Origin of the sequence: Inquilinus ginsengisoli (assembly GCF_031453975.1) — a bacterium.
GTDB classification, from domain to species: domain Bacteria; phylum Pseudomonadota; class Alphaproteobacteria; order DSM-16000; family Inquilinaceae; genus Inquilinus; species Inquilinus ginsengisoli_A.
The window spans coordinates 15,310-31,568 of record NZ_JAVDPW010000023.1 but is presented as its reverse complement, the minus strand read 5'-3'; the positions used below and the strand labels follow the sequence as shown (position 1 = coordinate 31,568).

Annotated in this window: 13 protein-coding genes; 3 read left to right on the top strand and 10 right to left on the bottom strand. The window is 68.6% G+C overall.

Annotation, left to right across the window (positions count from 1 at the left end):
* Positions 1 to 111 precede the first annotated feature (111 nt).
* From E9232_RS35725 to araD, 3 genes are read right to left on the bottom strand one after another with little or no spacing between them, the layout of a single operon-like run.
* On the bottom strand, positions 112 to 831 hold the full coding sequence (locus tag E9232_RS35725; RefSeq protein WP_309802265.1) for a ribonuclease activity regulator RraA: 720 nt from the start codon (positions 829 to 831) through the stop codon (positions 112 to 114).
* 42 nt (positions 832 to 873) lie between these two features.
* On the bottom strand, positions 874 to 1,839 hold the full coding sequence (locus E9232_RS35720) for an SMP-30/gluconolactonase/LRE family protein (RefSeq protein WP_309802264.1): 966 nt from the start codon (positions 1,837 to 1,839) through the stop codon (positions 874 to 876).
* A gap of 14 nt (positions 1,840 to 1,853) precedes the next feature.
* Complete coding sequence (gene araD, locus E9232_RS35715; RefSeq protein ID WP_309802263.1) at positions 1,854 to 3,596, bottom strand: L-arabinonate dehydratase; 1,743 nt, start codon at positions 3,594 to 3,596, stop codon at positions 1,854 to 1,856.
* Positions 3,597 to 3,734: 138 nt separating this feature from the next.
* On the opposite strand from araD, the gene E9232_RS35710 reads away from it, so the two are divergent.
* Positions 3,735 to 4,463, top strand: coding sequence for a GntR family transcriptional regulator (locus tag E9232_RS35710; RefSeq protein ID WP_309802262.1), 729 nt, complete (start codon positions 3,735 to 3,737; stop codon positions 4,461 to 4,463).
* Positions 4,464 to 4,470: 7 nt separating this feature from the next.
* On the opposite strand, the gene E9232_RS35705 is transcribed toward E9232_RS35710, so the two are convergent.
* The 7 genes from E9232_RS35705 to E9232_RS35675 all read right to left on the bottom strand — a co-directional run bounded on the left by E9232_RS35705 (position 4,471) and on the right by E9232_RS35675 (position 13,082).
* Positions 4,471 to 5,364, bottom strand: coding sequence for a DMT family transporter (locus E9232_RS35705; protein ID WP_309802260.1), 894 nt, complete (start codon positions 5,362 to 5,364; stop codon positions 4,471 to 4,473).
* 13 nt (positions 5,365 to 5,377) lie between these two features.
* On the bottom strand, positions 5,378 to 6,298 hold the full coding sequence (locus E9232_RS35700) for an SMP-30/gluconolactonase/LRE family protein (RefSeq protein WP_309802258.1): 921 nt from the start codon (positions 6,296 to 6,298) through the stop codon (positions 5,378 to 5,380).
* 152 nt (positions 6,299 to 6,450) lie between these two features.
* Positions 6,451 to 7,917: an alkaline phosphatase family protein gene (locus E9232_RS35695; RefSeq protein ID WP_309802256.1), complete on the bottom strand. Its 1,467-nt coding sequence runs from the start codon at positions 7,915 to 7,917 to the stop codon at positions 6,451 to 6,453.
* 137 nt (positions 7,918 to 8,054) lie between these two features.
* On the bottom strand, positions 8,055 to 9,005 hold the full coding sequence (locus E9232_RS35690; protein WP_309802255.1) for an ABC transporter permease: 951 nt from the start codon (positions 9,003 to 9,005) through the stop codon (positions 8,055 to 8,057).
* A gap of 8 nt (positions 9,006 to 9,013) precedes the next feature.
* Positions 9,014 to 10,078, bottom strand: coding sequence for an ABC transporter permease (locus E9232_RS35685; RefSeq protein ID WP_309802253.1), 1,065 nt, complete (start codon positions 10,076 to 10,078; stop codon positions 9,014 to 9,016).
* Positions 10,079 to 10,235: 157 nt separating this feature from the next.
* On the bottom strand, positions 10,236 to 11,783 hold the full coding sequence (locus E9232_RS35680) for a sugar ABC transporter ATP-binding protein (protein ID WP_309802252.1): 1,548 nt from the start codon (positions 11,781 to 11,783) through the stop codon (positions 10,236 to 10,238).
* A gap of 168 nt (positions 11,784 to 11,951) precedes the next feature.
* Complete coding sequence (locus tag E9232_RS35675) at positions 11,952 to 13,082, bottom strand: sugar ABC transporter substrate-binding protein (protein ID WP_309802250.1); 1,131 nt, start codon at positions 13,080 to 13,082, stop codon at positions 11,952 to 11,954.
* Positions 13,083 to 13,333: 251 nt separating this feature from the next.
* Here E9232_RS35675 and E9232_RS35670 point away from each other — a divergent pair, with 251 nt between their 5' ends.
* Together E9232_RS35670 and E9232_RS35665 are read left to right on the top strand one after the other, a co-directional pair.
* Complete coding sequence (locus E9232_RS35670) at positions 13,334 to 14,863, top strand: D-arabinonate dehydratase (RefSeq protein ID WP_309802248.1); 1,530 nt, start codon at positions 13,334 to 13,336, stop codon at positions 14,861 to 14,863.
* Positions 14,864 to 15,049: 186 nt separating this feature from the next.
* Positions 15,050 to 16,222 carry a fumarylacetoacetate hydrolase family protein gene (locus E9232_RS35665; protein WP_309802247.1) on the top strand — a complete coding sequence of 391 codons (1,173 nt, stop codon included), beginning with the start codon at positions 15,050 to 15,052 and terminating at the stop codon, positions 16,220 to 16,222.
* Positions 16,223 to 16,259 lie beyond the last annotated feature (37 nt).

Below are 16,259 nucleotides of genomic sequence, written 5' to 3'. Positions count from 1 at the left end.
AAAAAGAAGCTCGTCGCCCTCACTGCCGTCATGCGCAAGCTCATCATCATCGCCAACGCCAAGCTCAGACAGCAACATCAACTGAGTTGATGACGGTGGGGGAAGGGAGCCTCAGCGCCCCTTCGCCTTGCGCCAGGCGGCGAAGTCGAGCTTGGTCTGGTCCTCGGTGGCGGGGTAGAGGCCGAGGATCGAGCGGCCCTTCATCACCTCCTCGGTGACGAAATCCTCGAAGGCGGTCATCTCCACCGCCTCGTCGGCGATCTCGTCGGCGATGTCGGCCGGGATGATCACCACGCCTTCGCCGTCGCCGACCACGATGTCGCCGGGGAACACCGGCGCGTCGCCGCAGCCGATCGGCACGTTGATGTCAAGCGCCTGGTGCCGGGTCAGGTTGGTCGGCGCTGCCGGGCGGTTGTGGTAGGCGGGGATGCCCAGCCTGGCGATCTCGGGCGAATCGCGGAAGCCGCCATCGGTGACCACGCCGGCGACGCCGCGCATCATCAGCCGCGCCACCAGGATCGACCCGGCCGAGGCCGCCCGCGGGTCCTTGCGGCTGTCGATCACGAACACCGCCCCGGGCGGGCAATCCTCCACCGCCTTACGCTGCGGGTGGGCGCGGTCCTGGAACACGCTGAGCGGGTTCAGGTCCTCGCGCGCCGGGATGTAGCGCAGGGTGAAGGCCTCGCCGACCATCGGCTCGCCGGCCGGGTTCAGCGGATGGACGTCCTGGATGAACTGGTTGCGCAGGCCGCGCTTGAACAGGGCGGTGGTCAGGGTCGCGGTGCTGACGGTCTTCAGCTTGTCGCGGGTCTCGGGCTTCAGTTTGGTCACGTCTGGTCGTCCTTGCTGGAATGGTCCTGGTCGCCCGGGCGGTCAGCCGCCGGCGGCGCCCTGGGTGTTGACGTAGAGGGCGTAGACCGACTGGCTGGCGGCCATGAACAGGCGGTTGCGCATCTCGCCGCCGAAGCACAGGTTGGCGCAGCGCTCGGGCAGGGCGATCCGGCCGATCGGCTTGCCGTCGGGATTGAAGATCATCACCCCGTCGAGCTCTTCGCTGCCCATGCCCCAGCCGCACCACAGGTTGCCGTCGACATCGACCCGCATGCCGTCCGGCGTGCCGGGGCCGGCGTCGATCAGCACCCGGCGGTTGGCGATGCGCCGGCCGCCATCGACCACGTCGAAGGCCGCGATCAGCCGGTTCGGCACGGCCCGGGATTCGACGAGGTAGAGGATCGACTCGTCGGGCGAGAAGGCGAGGCCGTTCGGCCCCCGGATGTCCTCGGCGACGACCGCCAGCGCCCCGGTCTCCGGATCCAGCCGGTAGACATTCCCCGGCAGCTCCGCCTCGGCCTTGCGGCCCTCGTAATTGCCGGCGATGCCGAAGATCGGGTCGCTGAACCAGATCGAACCGTCCGACTTCACCACGATGTCGTTGGGCGAGTTCAGCCGCTTGCCGTCGAAGCGGTCGGCCAGCAGGGTGATGCTGCCGTCATACTCGGTGCGGGTGACGCGCCGGCCGAGATGCTCGCAGGTCACCAGCCGCCCCTGGCGGTCGCGGGTGTTGCCGTTGGCGTTGCTGGATGGCTTGCGGAAGGGGCTGACCGCCCCGGTCTCCTCATCCCATTTCAGGATGCGGTTGTTGGGGATGTCGCTCCACAGCAAGGCCCGGCGGTCGCCGAACCACACCGGCCCCTCGGCCCAGCGGCAGCCGGTGGCGATGCGCTCCACCGCGGCGCTGAAGATCCGGTAGGGCGCGAAGCTGGGGTCGAGCACCTGCACCGCCGGATCGGGGTACCGGGTCGACGGAGCCCATCCGCCCGTTTCATCCTGTCTGCTCATGGCCGGGCTCCGCTTCAGAAAATGTCGGGTTCGACCACCGGCGCGCCGAAGCCGGTCTCGAGGAAGTCGAAGTCGCAGCCCTCATGGGCCTGGCGGATGTGCTTGTTGAACATCCAGCCATAGCCGCGCTCGTAGCGGGCCGGCGGCGGCGCCAGCTCGGCCCGGCGGCGGGCGAGTTCCTCCTCCGACACCTCCATGTCGAGGCGGCGGCCGGGGACGTCGAGGGTGACGAGGTCGCCGGTGCGCAGCAGCGCCAGCGGGCCGCCGACATAGGATTCGGGCGAGACATGCAGGATGCAGGCGCCGTAGCTGGTGCCGCTCATCCGCGCGTCGGAGATGCGGACCATGTCGCGGATGCCCTGCTTCACCAGCTTCTTCGGGATCGGCAGCATGCCCCATTCCGGCATGCCGGGGCCGCCCTGGGGCCCGGCGTTGCGCAGCACCAGCACATGGTCCGCCGTGACATCCAGGTCGTCGCGGTCGATCGCCGCCTTCATCGCGGGATAGTCGTCGAACACCAGCGCCGGGCCGGTGTGCTTCAGGAAGCGCGGCTCGCAGGCGCTGGGCTTGATGACGCAGCCATCCGGCGACAGGTTGCCGCGCAGCACCGCCAGCGCGCCCTCGGCATAGACCGGGTTGTCGATGGGGCGGATGACATCGTCGTTGTGGATCTCGGCATGGGCGATGTCCTCGCCCAGCGTCCGGCCGCTGACGGTCAGCGCGTCGAGATGCAGATGGTCGCGCAGCCGTGTCATCAGCCCGGGCAGGCCGCCGGCATAGAAGAAGTCCTCCATCAGGTACTGGTCGCCGCTGGGGCGGACATTGGCGATCAGCGGCACCACCCGGCTGGCGGCGTCGAAATCGTCCAGCGAGATGTCGCAGCCGGCGCGGCGCGCCATGGCGACGACATGGATGATGGCATTGGTCGAGCAGCCCATCGCCATCGCCACCGCGATCGCGTTCTCGAAGGCATCGCGGGTCTGGATCCTGGCCGGGACCAGGTCCTCCCACACCATCTCGACGATGCGGCGGCCGCAGGTCGAGGCCATGCGGATATGGCCGGCGTCGGCGGCCGGGATCGAGGAGGCGCCGGGCAGGGTCAGCCCGATCGCCTCGGTGATCGCGGTCATGGTGCTGGCCGTGCCCATGGTCATGCAGTGGCCATAGCTGCGGGCGATGCCGCCTTCGATGTCGACCCAGTCCTGGTCGCTGATGTTGCCGGCCCGGCGCTCGTCCCAGAACTTCCAGGCGTCGGAGCCGGAGCCGAGCACCTTGCCCTTCCAGTTGCCGCGCAGCATCGGGCCGGCGGGCATGAAGATCATCGGCAGGCCGGCGCTGGTCGCGCCCATCAGCAGGCCGGGGGTGGTCTTGTCGCAGCCGCCCATCAGCACCGCGCCGTCGACCGGGTGGGAGCGCAGCAGCTCCTCCGCCTCCATCGCCAGCATGTTGCGGTACAGCATGGTGGTCGGCTTGACGAAGCTCTCCGACAGCGACAGCGCCGGCAGCTCCATCGGGAACCCTCCGGCCTGCAGCACGCCGCGCTTCACATCCTCCACCCGGGTCTTGAAATGGGCGTGGCAGGGATTGGCGTCGGACCAGGTGTTGAGGATCGCGATCACCGGCTTGCCGGCCCATTCCTCCGGCGCGTAGCCCATCTGCATGGCGCGGGAGCGGTGGCCGAAGGAGCGCAAATCGTCCGGCGCGAACCAGCGGGCGCTGCGGAGCGTGTCGGGGGTCTTGCGGGGGGTGTCGGTCATGGCTCGCTGCCGTCTGGAGTGGATCGGTGGCCGGGATGGACTCAGGACGCTGCAACACTAATGCATTAGTGCATCGGCATCCAGGAGCGTATGATCGAATCCACGGACGGGCGCTGGCCCGACGACTGACAACGGCGGATGAGGACCCTTCGCAGCATGAATGTGACGGCGATCCAGCCCTTGCCGCTCGACCGCGCCCGCCAGGCGGCGCCGCAGGTGTTCGAGCGGCTGCGCGAGCAGATCATCGCGCTGACGCTCGCGCCCGGCACGGTGCTGGCGCGCAACGAGCTGATGGCCCAGTTCGGGGTCAGCCAGACGCCGATCCGCGACGCCCTGCTGAAGCTGGCGGAGGAGGGGCTGGTCGACATCTTCCCGCAGCATGCCACAGTGGTCAGCCCGATCGACCTGCCGGCGGCGCAGCAGGCGCATTTCCTGCGCCGGTCGGTGGAGCTGGAGGTGGTGCGGACCCTGGCGCTGCGGGCCAGGGAGTCGGGGGCGGACCGGTCCTTCGTGCCGCGGCTGCAGGCGCTGATCGCGCGCCAGCGGGCCATGCTGGACGCCCAGGATTTCGAGAGTTTCGCCGAGACCGACCAGTCCCTGCACCGCCAGCTCTGCGAGGCGGCCGAGGTGCCGGATTTGTGGGCGCTGATCCGCAGCCGCAGCGGCCATCTCGACCGGCTGCGGCGGCTGCATTTGCCGGTGCCGGGCAAGGCCCAGTCGATCCTGGACGACCACGCCCGCATCCTGGCCGCCATCGCCGATGGCGACGCCGACCGGGCGCAGGAGGCGCTGCGCCAGCACCTGTCCGGCACGCTGGCGCAGGCCGACGAGATCCGCGCCAGATTCCCGGACTACGTCCGGGGATAGGGCTGGATCATTGACCGATCGACCGGTCAGGGATCCGCTGTTCCCGCCACCAGACATAGGCGCCGGCGGCGACGATGACGGCGCAGCCCAGCAGCGGTCGCGCGCCGATCACATCGCCGAACACCACCCAGCCGAAGGCCAGGCCGTAGATCAGCTGGCTGTACTGGAACGGTGCGAGGGTGGAGGCGGGGGCTTGGCCGAAGGCCGCGATCAGCAGGCTGTGCGACAGCAGGCCCAGCAGCCCCATGGCCACCATCAGGCCCCAGCCGGCGGCGTCGGGCGGCGTCCAGACGAAAGGCTGGGCCAGGCTCAGCACCGCCGTGCCGACCAGCGCGGTGATGAACAGGGTGGTGCGGGGATCCTCGCCCTCCAGCCGCCGCGTTGCGACCAGGCCGATCGCCCAGAACAGCGCCGACCCGAAGGCGACCAGGCCGCCAATGAGGCCGACGCCGTCGCCGCTGGGCCACACGATGATCAGCATGCCGGCGAAACCCGCCGCCACCGCCGCCCAGCGGTGGGGGCCGACATGTTCGCCCAGGAACACCACCGACAGCACGATCACCAGCAGCGGCGAGATGAAGTTGATCGCGAACAGGTCGGCCAGCGGCATCAGGCTGAAGCCGAGGATCGCGAGCACGGCGGAAGCCAGCAACGCCAGGGCGCGCCCCACCTGCAGCGCCGGCCGGCCCGTCGCGGCCATCCGCCGGACACAGGACGGCCCCGCGATCAGCAGCATCGGCAGCGCATGGAAGGTGTAGCGCGCCCAGGTCACCTGGATCGGGTCGTAGCCGCCGGTCAGCGCCTTGGACACGGTGTCCATGGTGGTGAAGCTGCCCATCGCCGCCAGCATGAGAAGCATGCCGGCGGCGGGGGCGGCCGCGGTCCGCGGCAGGGCGGTCATGGCCGGTGGGGCTTCAGGGCGTCTGCACGCCCCGCGTGTTCAGGTAGACCGCGCGCAGCGAGGTGGTGGCGCAGATGAACAGGCGGTTCTTCTTGACGCCGCCGAAGCAGACATTGGCCACCACCTCCGGCACCTTGATCTTGCCGATCAGCGTGCCGTCCGGGGTGTAGCAATGCACGCCGTCGGCGGCGCTGGTCCAGATGTTGCCGTGATGGTCGACGCGGAAGCCGTCGAACAGCCCGGCGGTGCAGTCGGCGAACACTTCGCCGCCGGCCAGGGTGCCGTCGTCGCGGACCTGGAAGCGGCGGATGTGCTTCGGCCCGTCGGGGTCGTGGCTGGCGCCGGTGTCGGCGATGTAGAGCAGCTTTTCGTCGGGCGAGAAGGCGAGGCCGTTCGGCTTGACGAAATCGGTGGCGACCGTCTTCAACGCCCCCGAGGTCGGGTCGAAGCGGTAGACGTGGCAGCCGTCCTGCTCCAGCTCCGACTGGTGGCCCTCATACTCCGACAGGATGCCGTAGGACGGGTCGGTGAACCACACCGTGTCGTCCGACTTCACCACCACGTCGTTGGGCGAGTTGAGGCGTTTGCCGTTGTGGCTGTCGGCCAGCACGGTGACGCGGCCGTCATATTCGGTGCGGCTGACCCGGCGGCCGCCATGTTCGCAGGACACCAGGCGGCCCTGGCGGTCGCGGGTGTGGCCGTTGGTGTGGTTCGACGGGTTGCGGTAGACGCTGACGCTGCCGTCGGTCTCGTCCCAGCGCATGATCCGGTTGTTCGGGATGTCGCTCCACAGGAGGTAGCGGCCGTCGCCGAACCACACCGGCCCTTCCGACCAGCGCAGCCCGATGTCGCTGGCCAGGACATCGATATGGACATTGCCCATGACATAGGACGCGAAGCGCTTGTCGAGCACCTCGAAGCAGGGGTCGAGCATTTCCGGTTTCCTCCCGTCGTCCGAGCTTGGGGCTCGGATCGCCTCAATGATCGGACATAACTGGCCGGAGTGTCGCGTCGGCCGTGCCGCCCGTCAACGATTCAGCACGGGAGGAGGGCACCGCGCAAACGGGCGATGCCCTCCCGGCCATGCTATTTCCCGAGTCCCGGCAGGACCGATGTGCCTTCCTGCCTGACCGCGGCGAGCTCAGCCGGATCCAGCCCGAGCACCGTCAGGATCGTGGGGGCGATCTCCGCGGTCTGCGCCGGCTGGGTGACCACGCGAGCGCCGATGCCCGGCCCGGAGACAAGCAGGGCGACGTTGGTGTCGTCGGGGTTGGTGCCGCCATGCTCCGCGATCTTGGTGCTCTTGGCGCCCTTGTAGACCACGCCGATCCGCGACTGGATGGCGATGTCGGGCGCCCGGGAATCGGTGGCCGGATCGGTCAGCCGGGCGGCCAGGGCCGGACCGGTGAAGATCTCGCCGATGCCCAGCTCGTCCTGGTGGGCGGTCAGGGCCGCCACCGCCTCCGCAGCCTTGCCCTGGTCCTTGAGCCAGATGTAGGTCGCGTCGTCGGCGATCTCGAAGGCCAGGTTGCCGCCGATGATCTTGCCGTAGGCGGCGTCATCGATGCCGACCGTCCGGCCCGGCTGGATCGGCGACTGGCCGTGTTTGGCGCTGATGATGACGAGCGTGGAGTCCAGAAGCTTCTGGGTCGCCAGGGCCTGGACGATCGAACCGATCGACCGGCTGGTGTGCAGGATGGCGTCCTCGAGGCCGGGGCTCGGCGTCGCCTGCGCGTCGAGATAGCCCGCTCCGGCACTTTTCTGGCCGACGCTGACCGCCTGGAAGTTCAGGCCCAGGATCGTCGGGACGTCGGCGGCCCGCGCCCCGTCGCTGGTCTTGCCGTTGATCTCGTTGATCACGGCGGTGACCTTAAGATCGTCATTCGCCTCGGTGGCGGGAACCGTGGTGTCGGCCGACTGGACCTCCGGCGTGTACAGATCCTCGACGCCCTTGCCCGACGGCCCGTTGACCAGGTCGTAGGCCGGGTGCTTGTCCGCCCAGGCGGTGTGGCCGCCATGGCCGCGGATCACGTCGAAGACCGTGTTCACGCGCAGGAAGCTGTGCGGGTAGACCGGCTGGCAGCCGTTCTTCGGGTCGCGCGGCAGCCGCGCCGGGTCGATCGCCACCCCGCCATGCTTGCCGGCGCCGCCGTCGAGGGCGGTGTCGTCATAGTCGAGGTCCTCCGTGAACGCCGTCTCGGTGCCGACCGTCGAACAGTCCGACCCCGGCGGCGACAGCGTCCGATCGTAGGAATCGTCGTAATAGACGCCGGTCGAGCGCGGCGTGCCGCCGGTGATCTGCGCCAGGAGGCCCGGGAACGAGTCGGACGGGATCGGGGTCGCCGCGTTCACGTACCGAGTGCCCTTGACGGCAAGGGCGGCGAGCGGCGCGTCGGGATGGGCGGCGATCAGGTTCTCGAGATCGACGGCATGCAGGCCGTCGACGCTGATCAGCAGGACATGGCGGACGGGATCGGCCTGCGCCTGGCCCGATCCGATAAGCGCGGCGCCCGCCAGAACAGACGTCGCCAGCAGCCGATTGAGCATCGTCATAACCCGACCCTTTTGGGAAAGCATTTGTGAGGGCGGGATCATTCCACCGGCCCATGACATATTTGTTGCTGCCGGGCCGACTATTCGGAACATTAACTAATGATAACCTGGAGCCACGTGGCGTGGCGTCGGTCGGGTCAGGTCGCGGCCCGGCCGCCCCGGCCGTACAGCACCAGCATCAGGATGATGACGAGGCCGTAGATGATCTGCCGCCCGGCCTCGGGCATCTGCATCACCGACAGCACGCTCTGCAGCAGCACGATCAGGATGGTGCCGACCACGGTGCCGGCATAGCGGCCCTGGCCGCCCAGGATGTTGGTGCCGCCGATCACCACCGCCGCGATCGAGGGCAGCAGGTAGGTGTCGCCCATCGCCTGGTAGGCCTTGCTGGAATAGCCGGCCAGCAGGATGCCGGCGAGGGCGGCGCAGAAGCCGCACAGCACGAAACCGCCGACGATCACCAGCCGGGTGTTGACGCCGGAGAGGTAGGCCGCGGCCTCGCGGTTGCCGATGGCGTAGATGTAGCGGCCCATCGGCATGCGGGTCAGCAGGAACACCAGGGCCAGGGACAGCAGGATCCAGACGAACACTGCCATCGGGATGCCCAGCAGCTCGGTCTTGGCCAGGAACTCCATCGGCGGGGTCGCCATGCTGGTGGGCGAGAAGCCGCCGGTCAGCATCACCATCAGCCCGCGCAGCACGGTGTTGACGCCGAGGGTGAAGATCATCGACGGCACCCTGAGGAAGGCGACGCCCAGGCCGTTGAACAGCCCGACCAGCATGCCGACGCCCAGCCCGACCGGGATCGCCTCCGGCCCGCCGACCGCGGTCGCCAGCATGGCGGAGGCGGTGATCGTCCAGGGCACCGACAGGTCGATATGGCCCATCAGGATGACCAGCATCATGCCGGCCGCGATCACCCCCATGAACGACGCGACCTTGAGCTGTTGCAGCAGGTAGGTCGGCGAGAGGAAGGTTGCCGTGCCCTGGGTGATCATGGTGTAGGCGGTGCCGGCCATCAGGATCAGGATCACGAAGCCGCAGGCCACCAGGATCGGCCGGTCGACGGAGCGGAGGAAGGCGGTCATCGCGGTCCCTAGCCGAACAGATGCAGGCGGTTCTTGACGCTGAACACCCGGGCCGCGCCGATCGAGACGGCGGCCAGCAGGATCACGCCTTCGAACAGCGGCTGCAGCAGCGGGTTGGCCAGGAAGGCCAGGGCGCTGTCCTCCGGCACCACGCGGAAGCAGAAGGAGATCGCGCGCAGCACCATGACGCCGACGATCGAGGCGACGGCGCCGCCCGACCCGCCGAACAGCGAGGTGCCGCCGACCACCACCGCGGCGATCGAGTTCAGCGTGTAGGTGCCGGCCATCGAGGTGTCGGCGTTGCCGCTGCCGGTCTGCAGCGCCAGGTAGACGCCGGCCGCGGCGGCGAAGAAGCCGGACAGGGTGAAGGCGGCCAGCTTCGACCGGTCGATGGCCACGCCCGACATGAACGCCGCCTGCTCCGACGACCCGATGGCGTAGCAGCCGCGGCCGGTCACCGAGTTCTTGAACGGCAGCCACACCAGCCCGACCATCAGCACCGCCAGGATCACCGGCACCGGGATCGCCTGGATGGCCTGGAACCAGCCCGGCAGGTCGCCGCCCCACCAGCCATAGGTGTCGGCCACGTCGAACAGGGTGTTGGACGCGGCCCAGGACAGGTCGGCATCGACCGCGCCGCCGGGCGTCGGCCGCAGGAACAGGGCGATGCCGATGAAGACGGCGCCGCTGGCCAGCGTGGCGATGATCGGCTGGATCCGGCCATAGACCACCAGCGCGCCGTTGACGAAGCCGGCCAGCACCCCGGTGGCGAGGCAGAGCACGACGCCGAGGGCGAGGTCCCAGCCGGTCCCGGTCAGGAGATGCGAGGCCAGGCAGTTCACCAGCGTCATCAGGGCGCCGACGGAGAGGTCGAGGCCGCCGAGCAGGACCGGCACGGTCTGCGCCATCGCCACCAGGGCGAGGGTGAAGGTCTCGTTGACGTTCTGGGCGATGACGTCGGCGCTGCCCCCGCGCGGGTGGTAGGCCGAGTACAGGCCGTAGAACAGGACGAACAGGCCAATCGCCAAAAGAAGGCCGCGATCGCTCGACCATCGGCGCATCGCGGCGGTCAAGTGGAGCTTCCCTGCAAGGCACACCCCCCACCGTCATTGCGAGGAGGCGAAGCCGACGAAGCAATCCATGGCGCCGTGCGTGCGGCCCGATGGACTGCTTCCCCCGGCTCAAGGCCGGGGTCGCAATGACGATCTTCGGTGTTTTTTTGAGGTCCGGTCATGCGGGCATCGCCTCCGGCATCGCGTCGCCTGGGGCCAGGTTCAGGGCGCTGGCGACGATGTTGGTCTCGGTGATGTCCTCGCCCTCCAGGGTCCGGATCACCCGCCCGCCATACAGGATCATCACCCGGTCGCAGCAGCCGATCAGCTCGTCATAGTCGGTCGAATAGAGCAGGATCGCGGTGCCGGCATCGGCGAGGTCGCGCAGCAGCTGGTAGATCTCCTGCTTGGTGCCGACATCGATGCCGCGGGTCGGGTCGTTCAGCAGCACGATCCGGGCATCGGTCAGCAGCCATTTGGCGATGACCACCTTCTGCTGGTTGCCGCCCGACAGCGTGCCGACGGGGGCCGAGGCCGAGCCGAGCTTGATCTTCAGCGCCTCGACCATCCGGTCGATCCCGGCGCTTTCCTTGCGCCGGTCGACGGCCAGGAACTTGGTCATGCCGCCCAGCGCGGCCAAAGTGATGTTCTCGCCCACCGACATCGGCAGCAGCAGGCCCTCGGTCTTGCGATCCTCCGGAATCAGCGCCATGCCGATGCCGGCGCGCTTGGCACCGCGGGGGCTGCCAATCCGGCAGGGCTTGCCGTCGATCAGGATGTCGCCTTCGACGCCGCGCAGCACGCCGAACAGGGCCAGCAGCAGGTCGCGCTGGCCCTGGCCGTCCAGCCCGCCCAGGCCGACGATCTCGCCGCGGCCGACGGTCAGCGAGATGTCGGCCAGGCGGTCGGTCCAGCGCAGGTTGCGGGTCTCCAGCATCGGTGCCGGCGCCGCGGTCCTGGCCGGCTTCGGCGGATACACATTGTGGATCTCGCGGCCGATCAGCATGTGCACCACCTCGTCATTGGTGCGCGCGCCGGCCGGGAAGGTGTCGATGTGGCGGCCGTTGCGGAACACCGAGCAGGTGTCGCACAGCGCCTTGATCTCCGGCATGCGGTGGGAGATGTAGAGGATGCCCAGGCCGTCGCGCCGCAGCTGGTGCAGCAGGGTGTAGACCTTCTCGACATCCGCCGCGGTCAGCGCCGAGGTCGCCTCGTCCAGGATCAGCAGGCGCGGGTCGCGCCCCAGCGCCTTGGCGATCTCGACCATCTGCCGCCGCGACAGGGGCAGGGCCTTGACCGGCATCCGCGGGTCGATGTCGGCGCAGCCGACCCGGGCCAGCAGCTCTTCCGCCCGCCGGCGCTGGCCCCGCTGGTCGATCAGGCCGAACCGCGTCGGCGGCCGGGTGATGCAGATGTTGTCGGCGACCGACAGATCCGGCATCAGCGACAGTTCCTGGAACACGCAGACGACGCCGGCCGCATTCGCCGCCTGGGGCGAGGCGAAGCTGACCGGCCGGCCATCGACCTGCATCTCGCCGGCGCTGGGCTGCACCACGCCTGATATGATCTTGATCAGCGTGCTCTTGCCGGCGCCGTTCTCGCCCAGCACGCCGTGGATCGAGCCGGGGCGGGCCGCGAAATCGACCTCGCGCAGGGCGTGCACGCCGCCATAGTGCTTGCTGACCCCGGCCAGACGCACCAGTGGCGGCGTGTCGACTGCACTCATCGGCCCGTTCCGGAAGTTGCGACAGTGACTGGAAACAAAGACCCGTCATCGCGAGCCCCGGAGGGGTGTGGCGATCCAGCGGCACCGCTCTCTGGATCGCCACGGCGCTGCGCGCCTCGCGATGACGGCTTCAGGATCGGCATGAATTCCACGTGCCGAGGGCCGGTCCTACTTGTTGTCCGCGTTCTGGGCCATGATCTGCGGCGCCTTGAACGTAATGCCGCAGGGTTCGAACGCGTTCGGGGCGAAGAAGTCGACCGTCAGGTCCGACCAGTAGTTTTCGCCATCCTTCAGCGTCTTGTAATCCGCCACCGGGATCGGGATCGACACCATCTGCGGCATCGTCTCGCCCTTCAGCGCGGCGATCGCGGCCTTCATCGCGATGGCCACCAGGGCCGGCGACTGGCCGTAGGACAGGCCCTTCAGCCCCTGGTCCTTGTACTGGACGATCTGCTGGCGGAACAGGTTCTCGCCCTCGCCGGCCATCGGCACCAGCGGCTGCTTGGCGTCGAGCAGCGCCTGCACCGTGCCGTTCGACCCGCCCTGGGTGAAGATGCCGTCGAAATGGCCATGCACGGCCAGGGCGTCGGCGGTGGCCTTCTGCGAATCGCCCGGCGCCCAGTTGCCGACGACCTCGACGATGTCATAGGGCTTGCCCGAGGCCTTCATCGTGGTCTGGAAGCCCTCATGCCGGTCGCGGTCGACCGAATTGCCCGGGACGCCGCGCACCTCCAGGATCTTGCCGCCATTGGGCACGTTCTCGACCAGGAACTTGGCCGACATCACGCCCATGGCGGTCTGGTCTTCGTTGACCTGCATCACCTCGGTGGTGTCGAGGGTGTTGTCGAACGGCACCAGCACGACGTTCTTGCGGTTGGCCAGCTTGATCACCCGGTCGAAGCCGGTGGTGCTGACCGCGTTGACCACGATCGCGTCATAGCCCTGGTTGATGAAATCCTCGATCGCGCCCAGCTGCGCCGCCGCGTCGTTGCCGGTGGAGATCACCTTGAATTCCTTGATGTCCTTGGCGACATCCGGCAGCGCGGCATAGGCCTTGGCGGTCTGGATCATCTGGATGCGCCAGATGTTGCCGACGAAGCCGTTGACCAGGGCAATGCGGAACGGCCCGGGATGGGCGTCCCATTTCATGTATTTCGTGTCCTTGTCCCAGGGCGCGAAGCACTGGGGCAGGGCGCCCGGCCCGGCCACGATCTTCGGCGCGGCGGATGCCGGCACCGACAGCGCGGACACGGAGAGCAAGGCGGCCGCAGCAATTGCGGCGACATGGCGAAGCAGCATTCGGTCCTCCCTGAAATTGGGCTTTGCCCTGCGAACGATTGAAACTCGTCCGACATAATTTGCGAGATGAATCTTGCTCCGAACCGGCCCCGGCGTCAATCATCAGACCGTTGCCCAAAAGGTGAGACTCCCCTTCGAATGGTGTGGAGGCCAGACCGGCGTTTCACGGGGATGGCGCGGCCCAAAAGTCCGACGTAAAGTGGGGCAGCCCAGGATTGCCAGGCAAAACCCAAGAGACCCGCACCAAGTCCATGCCCAGCCCCAGCCTCTTCATCCGCCTGAACCGCGATGACAACGTCGTCCTCGCCCGCGCCGACATCACGCCGGGCACGCCGATCCCGGAGGAGGGGGTGACCACTGCCGGCCATATCCCGGCCGGCCACAAGATGGCGACGCGCCCGATCGCGGCGGGCGAGCCGATCCGCCGCTACAACCAGATCATCGGCTTCGCCACCGAGGCGATCGGCACCGGCGAGCACGTCCATGTCCAGAATTGCGCCATGGGCGATTTCGAGCGCGACTACGCCTTCTGCGCCGACGCCAAGCCGACCGCGATGCTGCCGGAGTCGGAGCGGGCGACCTTCCAGGGCTTCCGCCGCGCCAACGGCCGCGTCGGCACCCGCAACTACATCGGTATTCTCTCGTCGGTGAACTGCTCGGCCACCACCAGCCGGATGATCGCGGCGCATTTCGAGCGCTCCGGCATCCTCGAGCAGTTCCCCCATGTCGACGGCGTGGTGGCGATCACCCATTCCACCGGCTGCGGCATGGCGGATACCGGCGAAGGCTACGACAACCTGCAGCGCACCCTGTGGGGCTATGCCCGCAACCCCAACTTCGCCGGGGTGCTGATGATCGGCCTGGGCTGCGAGGTCAACCAGATCGACTTCCTGCTCGAGGCCTATCAGGTCGAGCGTGGGCCGCTGTTCCAGACCATGAACATCCAGAACCTGGGCGGCACCCGCAAGACGGTCGACCATTGCATCGCCAAGGTGATGGAGATGCTGCCGGAGGCCGACAAGGCGCGGCGCGAGACCGTGCCGGTCAGCGAGCTGATGGTGGCGCTGCAGTGCGGCGGGTCGGACGGCTATTCCGGCATCTCGGCCAACCCGGCGCTGGGCGCCGCGGTCGACCTGCTGGTCCGCCACGGAGGCAGCGCCGTGCTGTCGGAGACGCCGGAGATCTACGGCGCCGAGCACCTGCTGACCCGGCGCGCGGTCAACCGCCAGGTCGGCGAGAAGCTGATCGCCCGGATCAAGTGGTGGGAAGGCTACACCAGCCGCAACGGCGGCGAGATGAACAACAACCCGTCGCCGGGCAACAAGCGCGGCGGCCTGACCACGATCCTGGAGAAGTCGCTGGGCGCCGCGGCCAAGGGCGGCACCACCAACCTGGTCGAGGTCTACAAGTATGCCGAGCAGATGACGGCCAAGGGCTTCGTGTTCATGGACACGCCCGGCTACGACCCGGCCTCGGCCACCGGCCAGGTGGCGGGCGGGGCGCAGATCGTCTGCTTCACCACCGGCCGCGGCTCGGTCTCCGGCTTCAAGCCGGCGCCCTGCATCAAGGTCGCCACCAACTCCGCCATGTACCGCCACATGGAGGAGGACATGGACATTAACTGCGGCACCATCATCGATGGCGACGAGTCGATCGAGGCGGCCGGCCGCCGGATCTTCGACGTGTTCCTGGCGACGGCGTCCGGCGCGCAGACCAAGAGCGAGGCCCAGGGCTTCGGCGACAACGAGTTCGTGCCCTGGCAGATCGGCGCGGTGATGTAAGGGGACTGGAGGTCCACTTTCTTTGTCATTGCCCGGCTTGACCGGGCAATCCAGGGGCCACCAAGAGCCGCTCCGGCCGCCCCTGGATGCCACGGTCAAGCCGTGGCATGACAGCTTAAAACTGGTGATTTGCGGTCAACCGACGCTTGCGAGACAAGCCCGGAAGAGAAGCGGGAAGGGACATCCATGAAGCAGTACATCTCGGTCGCGGCCAGCCTGCCGGCGGATGCCGATCGCGCCACGCTGGTCGGCCGGGTCTGGCTGCCGCAGGTGGAGGGGCCGGCCGTGGTCGCCCTGCGCGGCGGTCAGGTGATCGACATCACCCGCGCGGCGCCGACCATCACCGACCTGATCTCCGCCGCCGACCCGGTGGCGCTGGCCAAGTCCGACGGCCCGGCGATCGGCAGCATCGCCGACCTGCTGGCCAATGCCGACGAGACCAGCCGCGACGCGTCGAAGCCCTGGCCGCTGGCCCCGGTCGACCTGCAGGCGGTCAAGGCCGCCGGCGTCACCTTCGTCGCCTCGATGCTGGAGCGGGTGATCGAGGAGCAGGCGCGCGGCGACGCCACCAAGGCCGACGCCATCCGCCAGCGCATCGTCTCGATCATCGGCGACGACCTCGCCGCCATCCGCCCCGGCTCGGCCGAGGCGCAGCGGATCAAGGACGTGCTGCTGTCCCAGAACGCCTGGTCGCAGTATCTCGAGGTCGGCATCGGCCCGGATGCCGAGATCTTCACCAAGAGCCAGCCGATGTCCTCGGTTGGCCTCGGCGCCGAGATCGGCATCCTCCCGATCTCGACCTGGAACAACCCCGAGCCCGAGATCGTGCTGGTGGTGGCGCCGAGCGGCACCGTTGTCGGCGCGACGCTCGGCAACGACGTCAACCTGCGCGACCTCGAGGGCCGCAGTGCCCTCCTGCTCGGCAAGGCCAAGGACAACAACGCCTCCTCCGCGATCGGTCCCTTCATCCGGCTGTTCGACGGCGGCTTCGGCATCGACGACATCCGCAAGGCCGACCTGGCGATGGCGGTGCATGGGCCCGAGGGCTACACGCTCAAGGGCCACAGCTCGATCTCCAAGATCAGCCGCGACCCGCTCGACCTCGCCGGCCAGCTGCTGGGCCCGAACCATCAGTACCCGGACGGGGCGGTGCTGTTCCTCGGCACCATGTTCGCGCCGACCGACGACCGCGACGCGCCGGGCATGGGTTTCACCCACAAGATCGGCGACATCGTCACCATCTCGACGCCGACGCTCGGCATGCTGGTCAACCGGGTGAACCACACCGACAAGATCGCGCCCTGGCAGTTCGGCGCCCGGGCGCTGATGGCAAGCCTGGCCAAGCGCGGGCTGCTGTAGGGCGTGGTGCTACGGGGCTCAGGCTGGGTTCGCGTAT

What these genes read in the sequence shown, in the direction of transcription:
- E9232_RS35705 (WP_309802260.1), bottom strand. Translation starts at nt 5,364, where the DNA reads ATGACCGCCCTGCCGCGGACCGCGGCCGCCCCCGCCGCCGGCATGCTT.
- E9232_RS35670 (WP_309802248.1), top strand. Translation starts at nt 13,334, where the DNA reads ATGCCCAGCCCCAGCCTCTTCATCCGCCTGAACCGCGATGACAACGTC.
- E9232_RS35695 (WP_309802256.1), bottom strand. Translation starts at nt 7,917, where the DNA reads ATGACGATGCTCAATCGGCTGCTGGCGACGTCTGTTCTGGCGGGCGCC.
- araD (WP_309802263.1), bottom strand. Translation starts at nt 3,596, where the DNA reads ATGACCGACACCCCCCGCAAGACCCCCGACACGCTCCGCAGCGCCCGC.
- E9232_RS35675 (WP_309802250.1), bottom strand. Translation starts at nt 13,082, where the DNA reads ATGCTGCTTCGCCATGTCGCCGCAATTGCTGCGGCCGCCTTGCTCTCC.
- E9232_RS35720 (WP_309802264.1), bottom strand. Translation starts at nt 1,839, where the DNA reads ATGAGCAGACAGGATGAAACGGGCGGATGGGCTCCGTCGACCCGGTAC.
- E9232_RS35710 (WP_309802262.1), top strand. Translation starts at nt 3,735, where the DNA reads ATGAGGACCCTTCGCAGCATGAATGTGACGGCGATCCAGCCCTTGCCG.
- E9232_RS35700 (WP_309802258.1), bottom strand. Translation starts at nt 6,298, where the DNA reads ATGCTCGACCCCTGCTTCGAGGTGCTCGACAAGCGCTTCGCGTCCTAT.
- E9232_RS35680 (WP_309802252.1), bottom strand. Translation starts at nt 11,783, where the DNA reads ATGAGTGCAGTCGACACGCCGCCACTGGTGCGTCTGGCCGGGGTCAGC.
- E9232_RS35690 (WP_309802255.1), bottom strand. Translation starts at nt 9,005, where the DNA reads ATGACCGCCTTCCTCCGCTCCGTCGACCGGCCGATCCTGGTGGCCTGC.
- E9232_RS35665 (WP_309802247.1), top strand. Translation starts at nt 15,050, where the DNA reads ATGAAGCAGTACATCTCGGTCGCGGCCAGCCTGCCGGCGGATGCCGAT.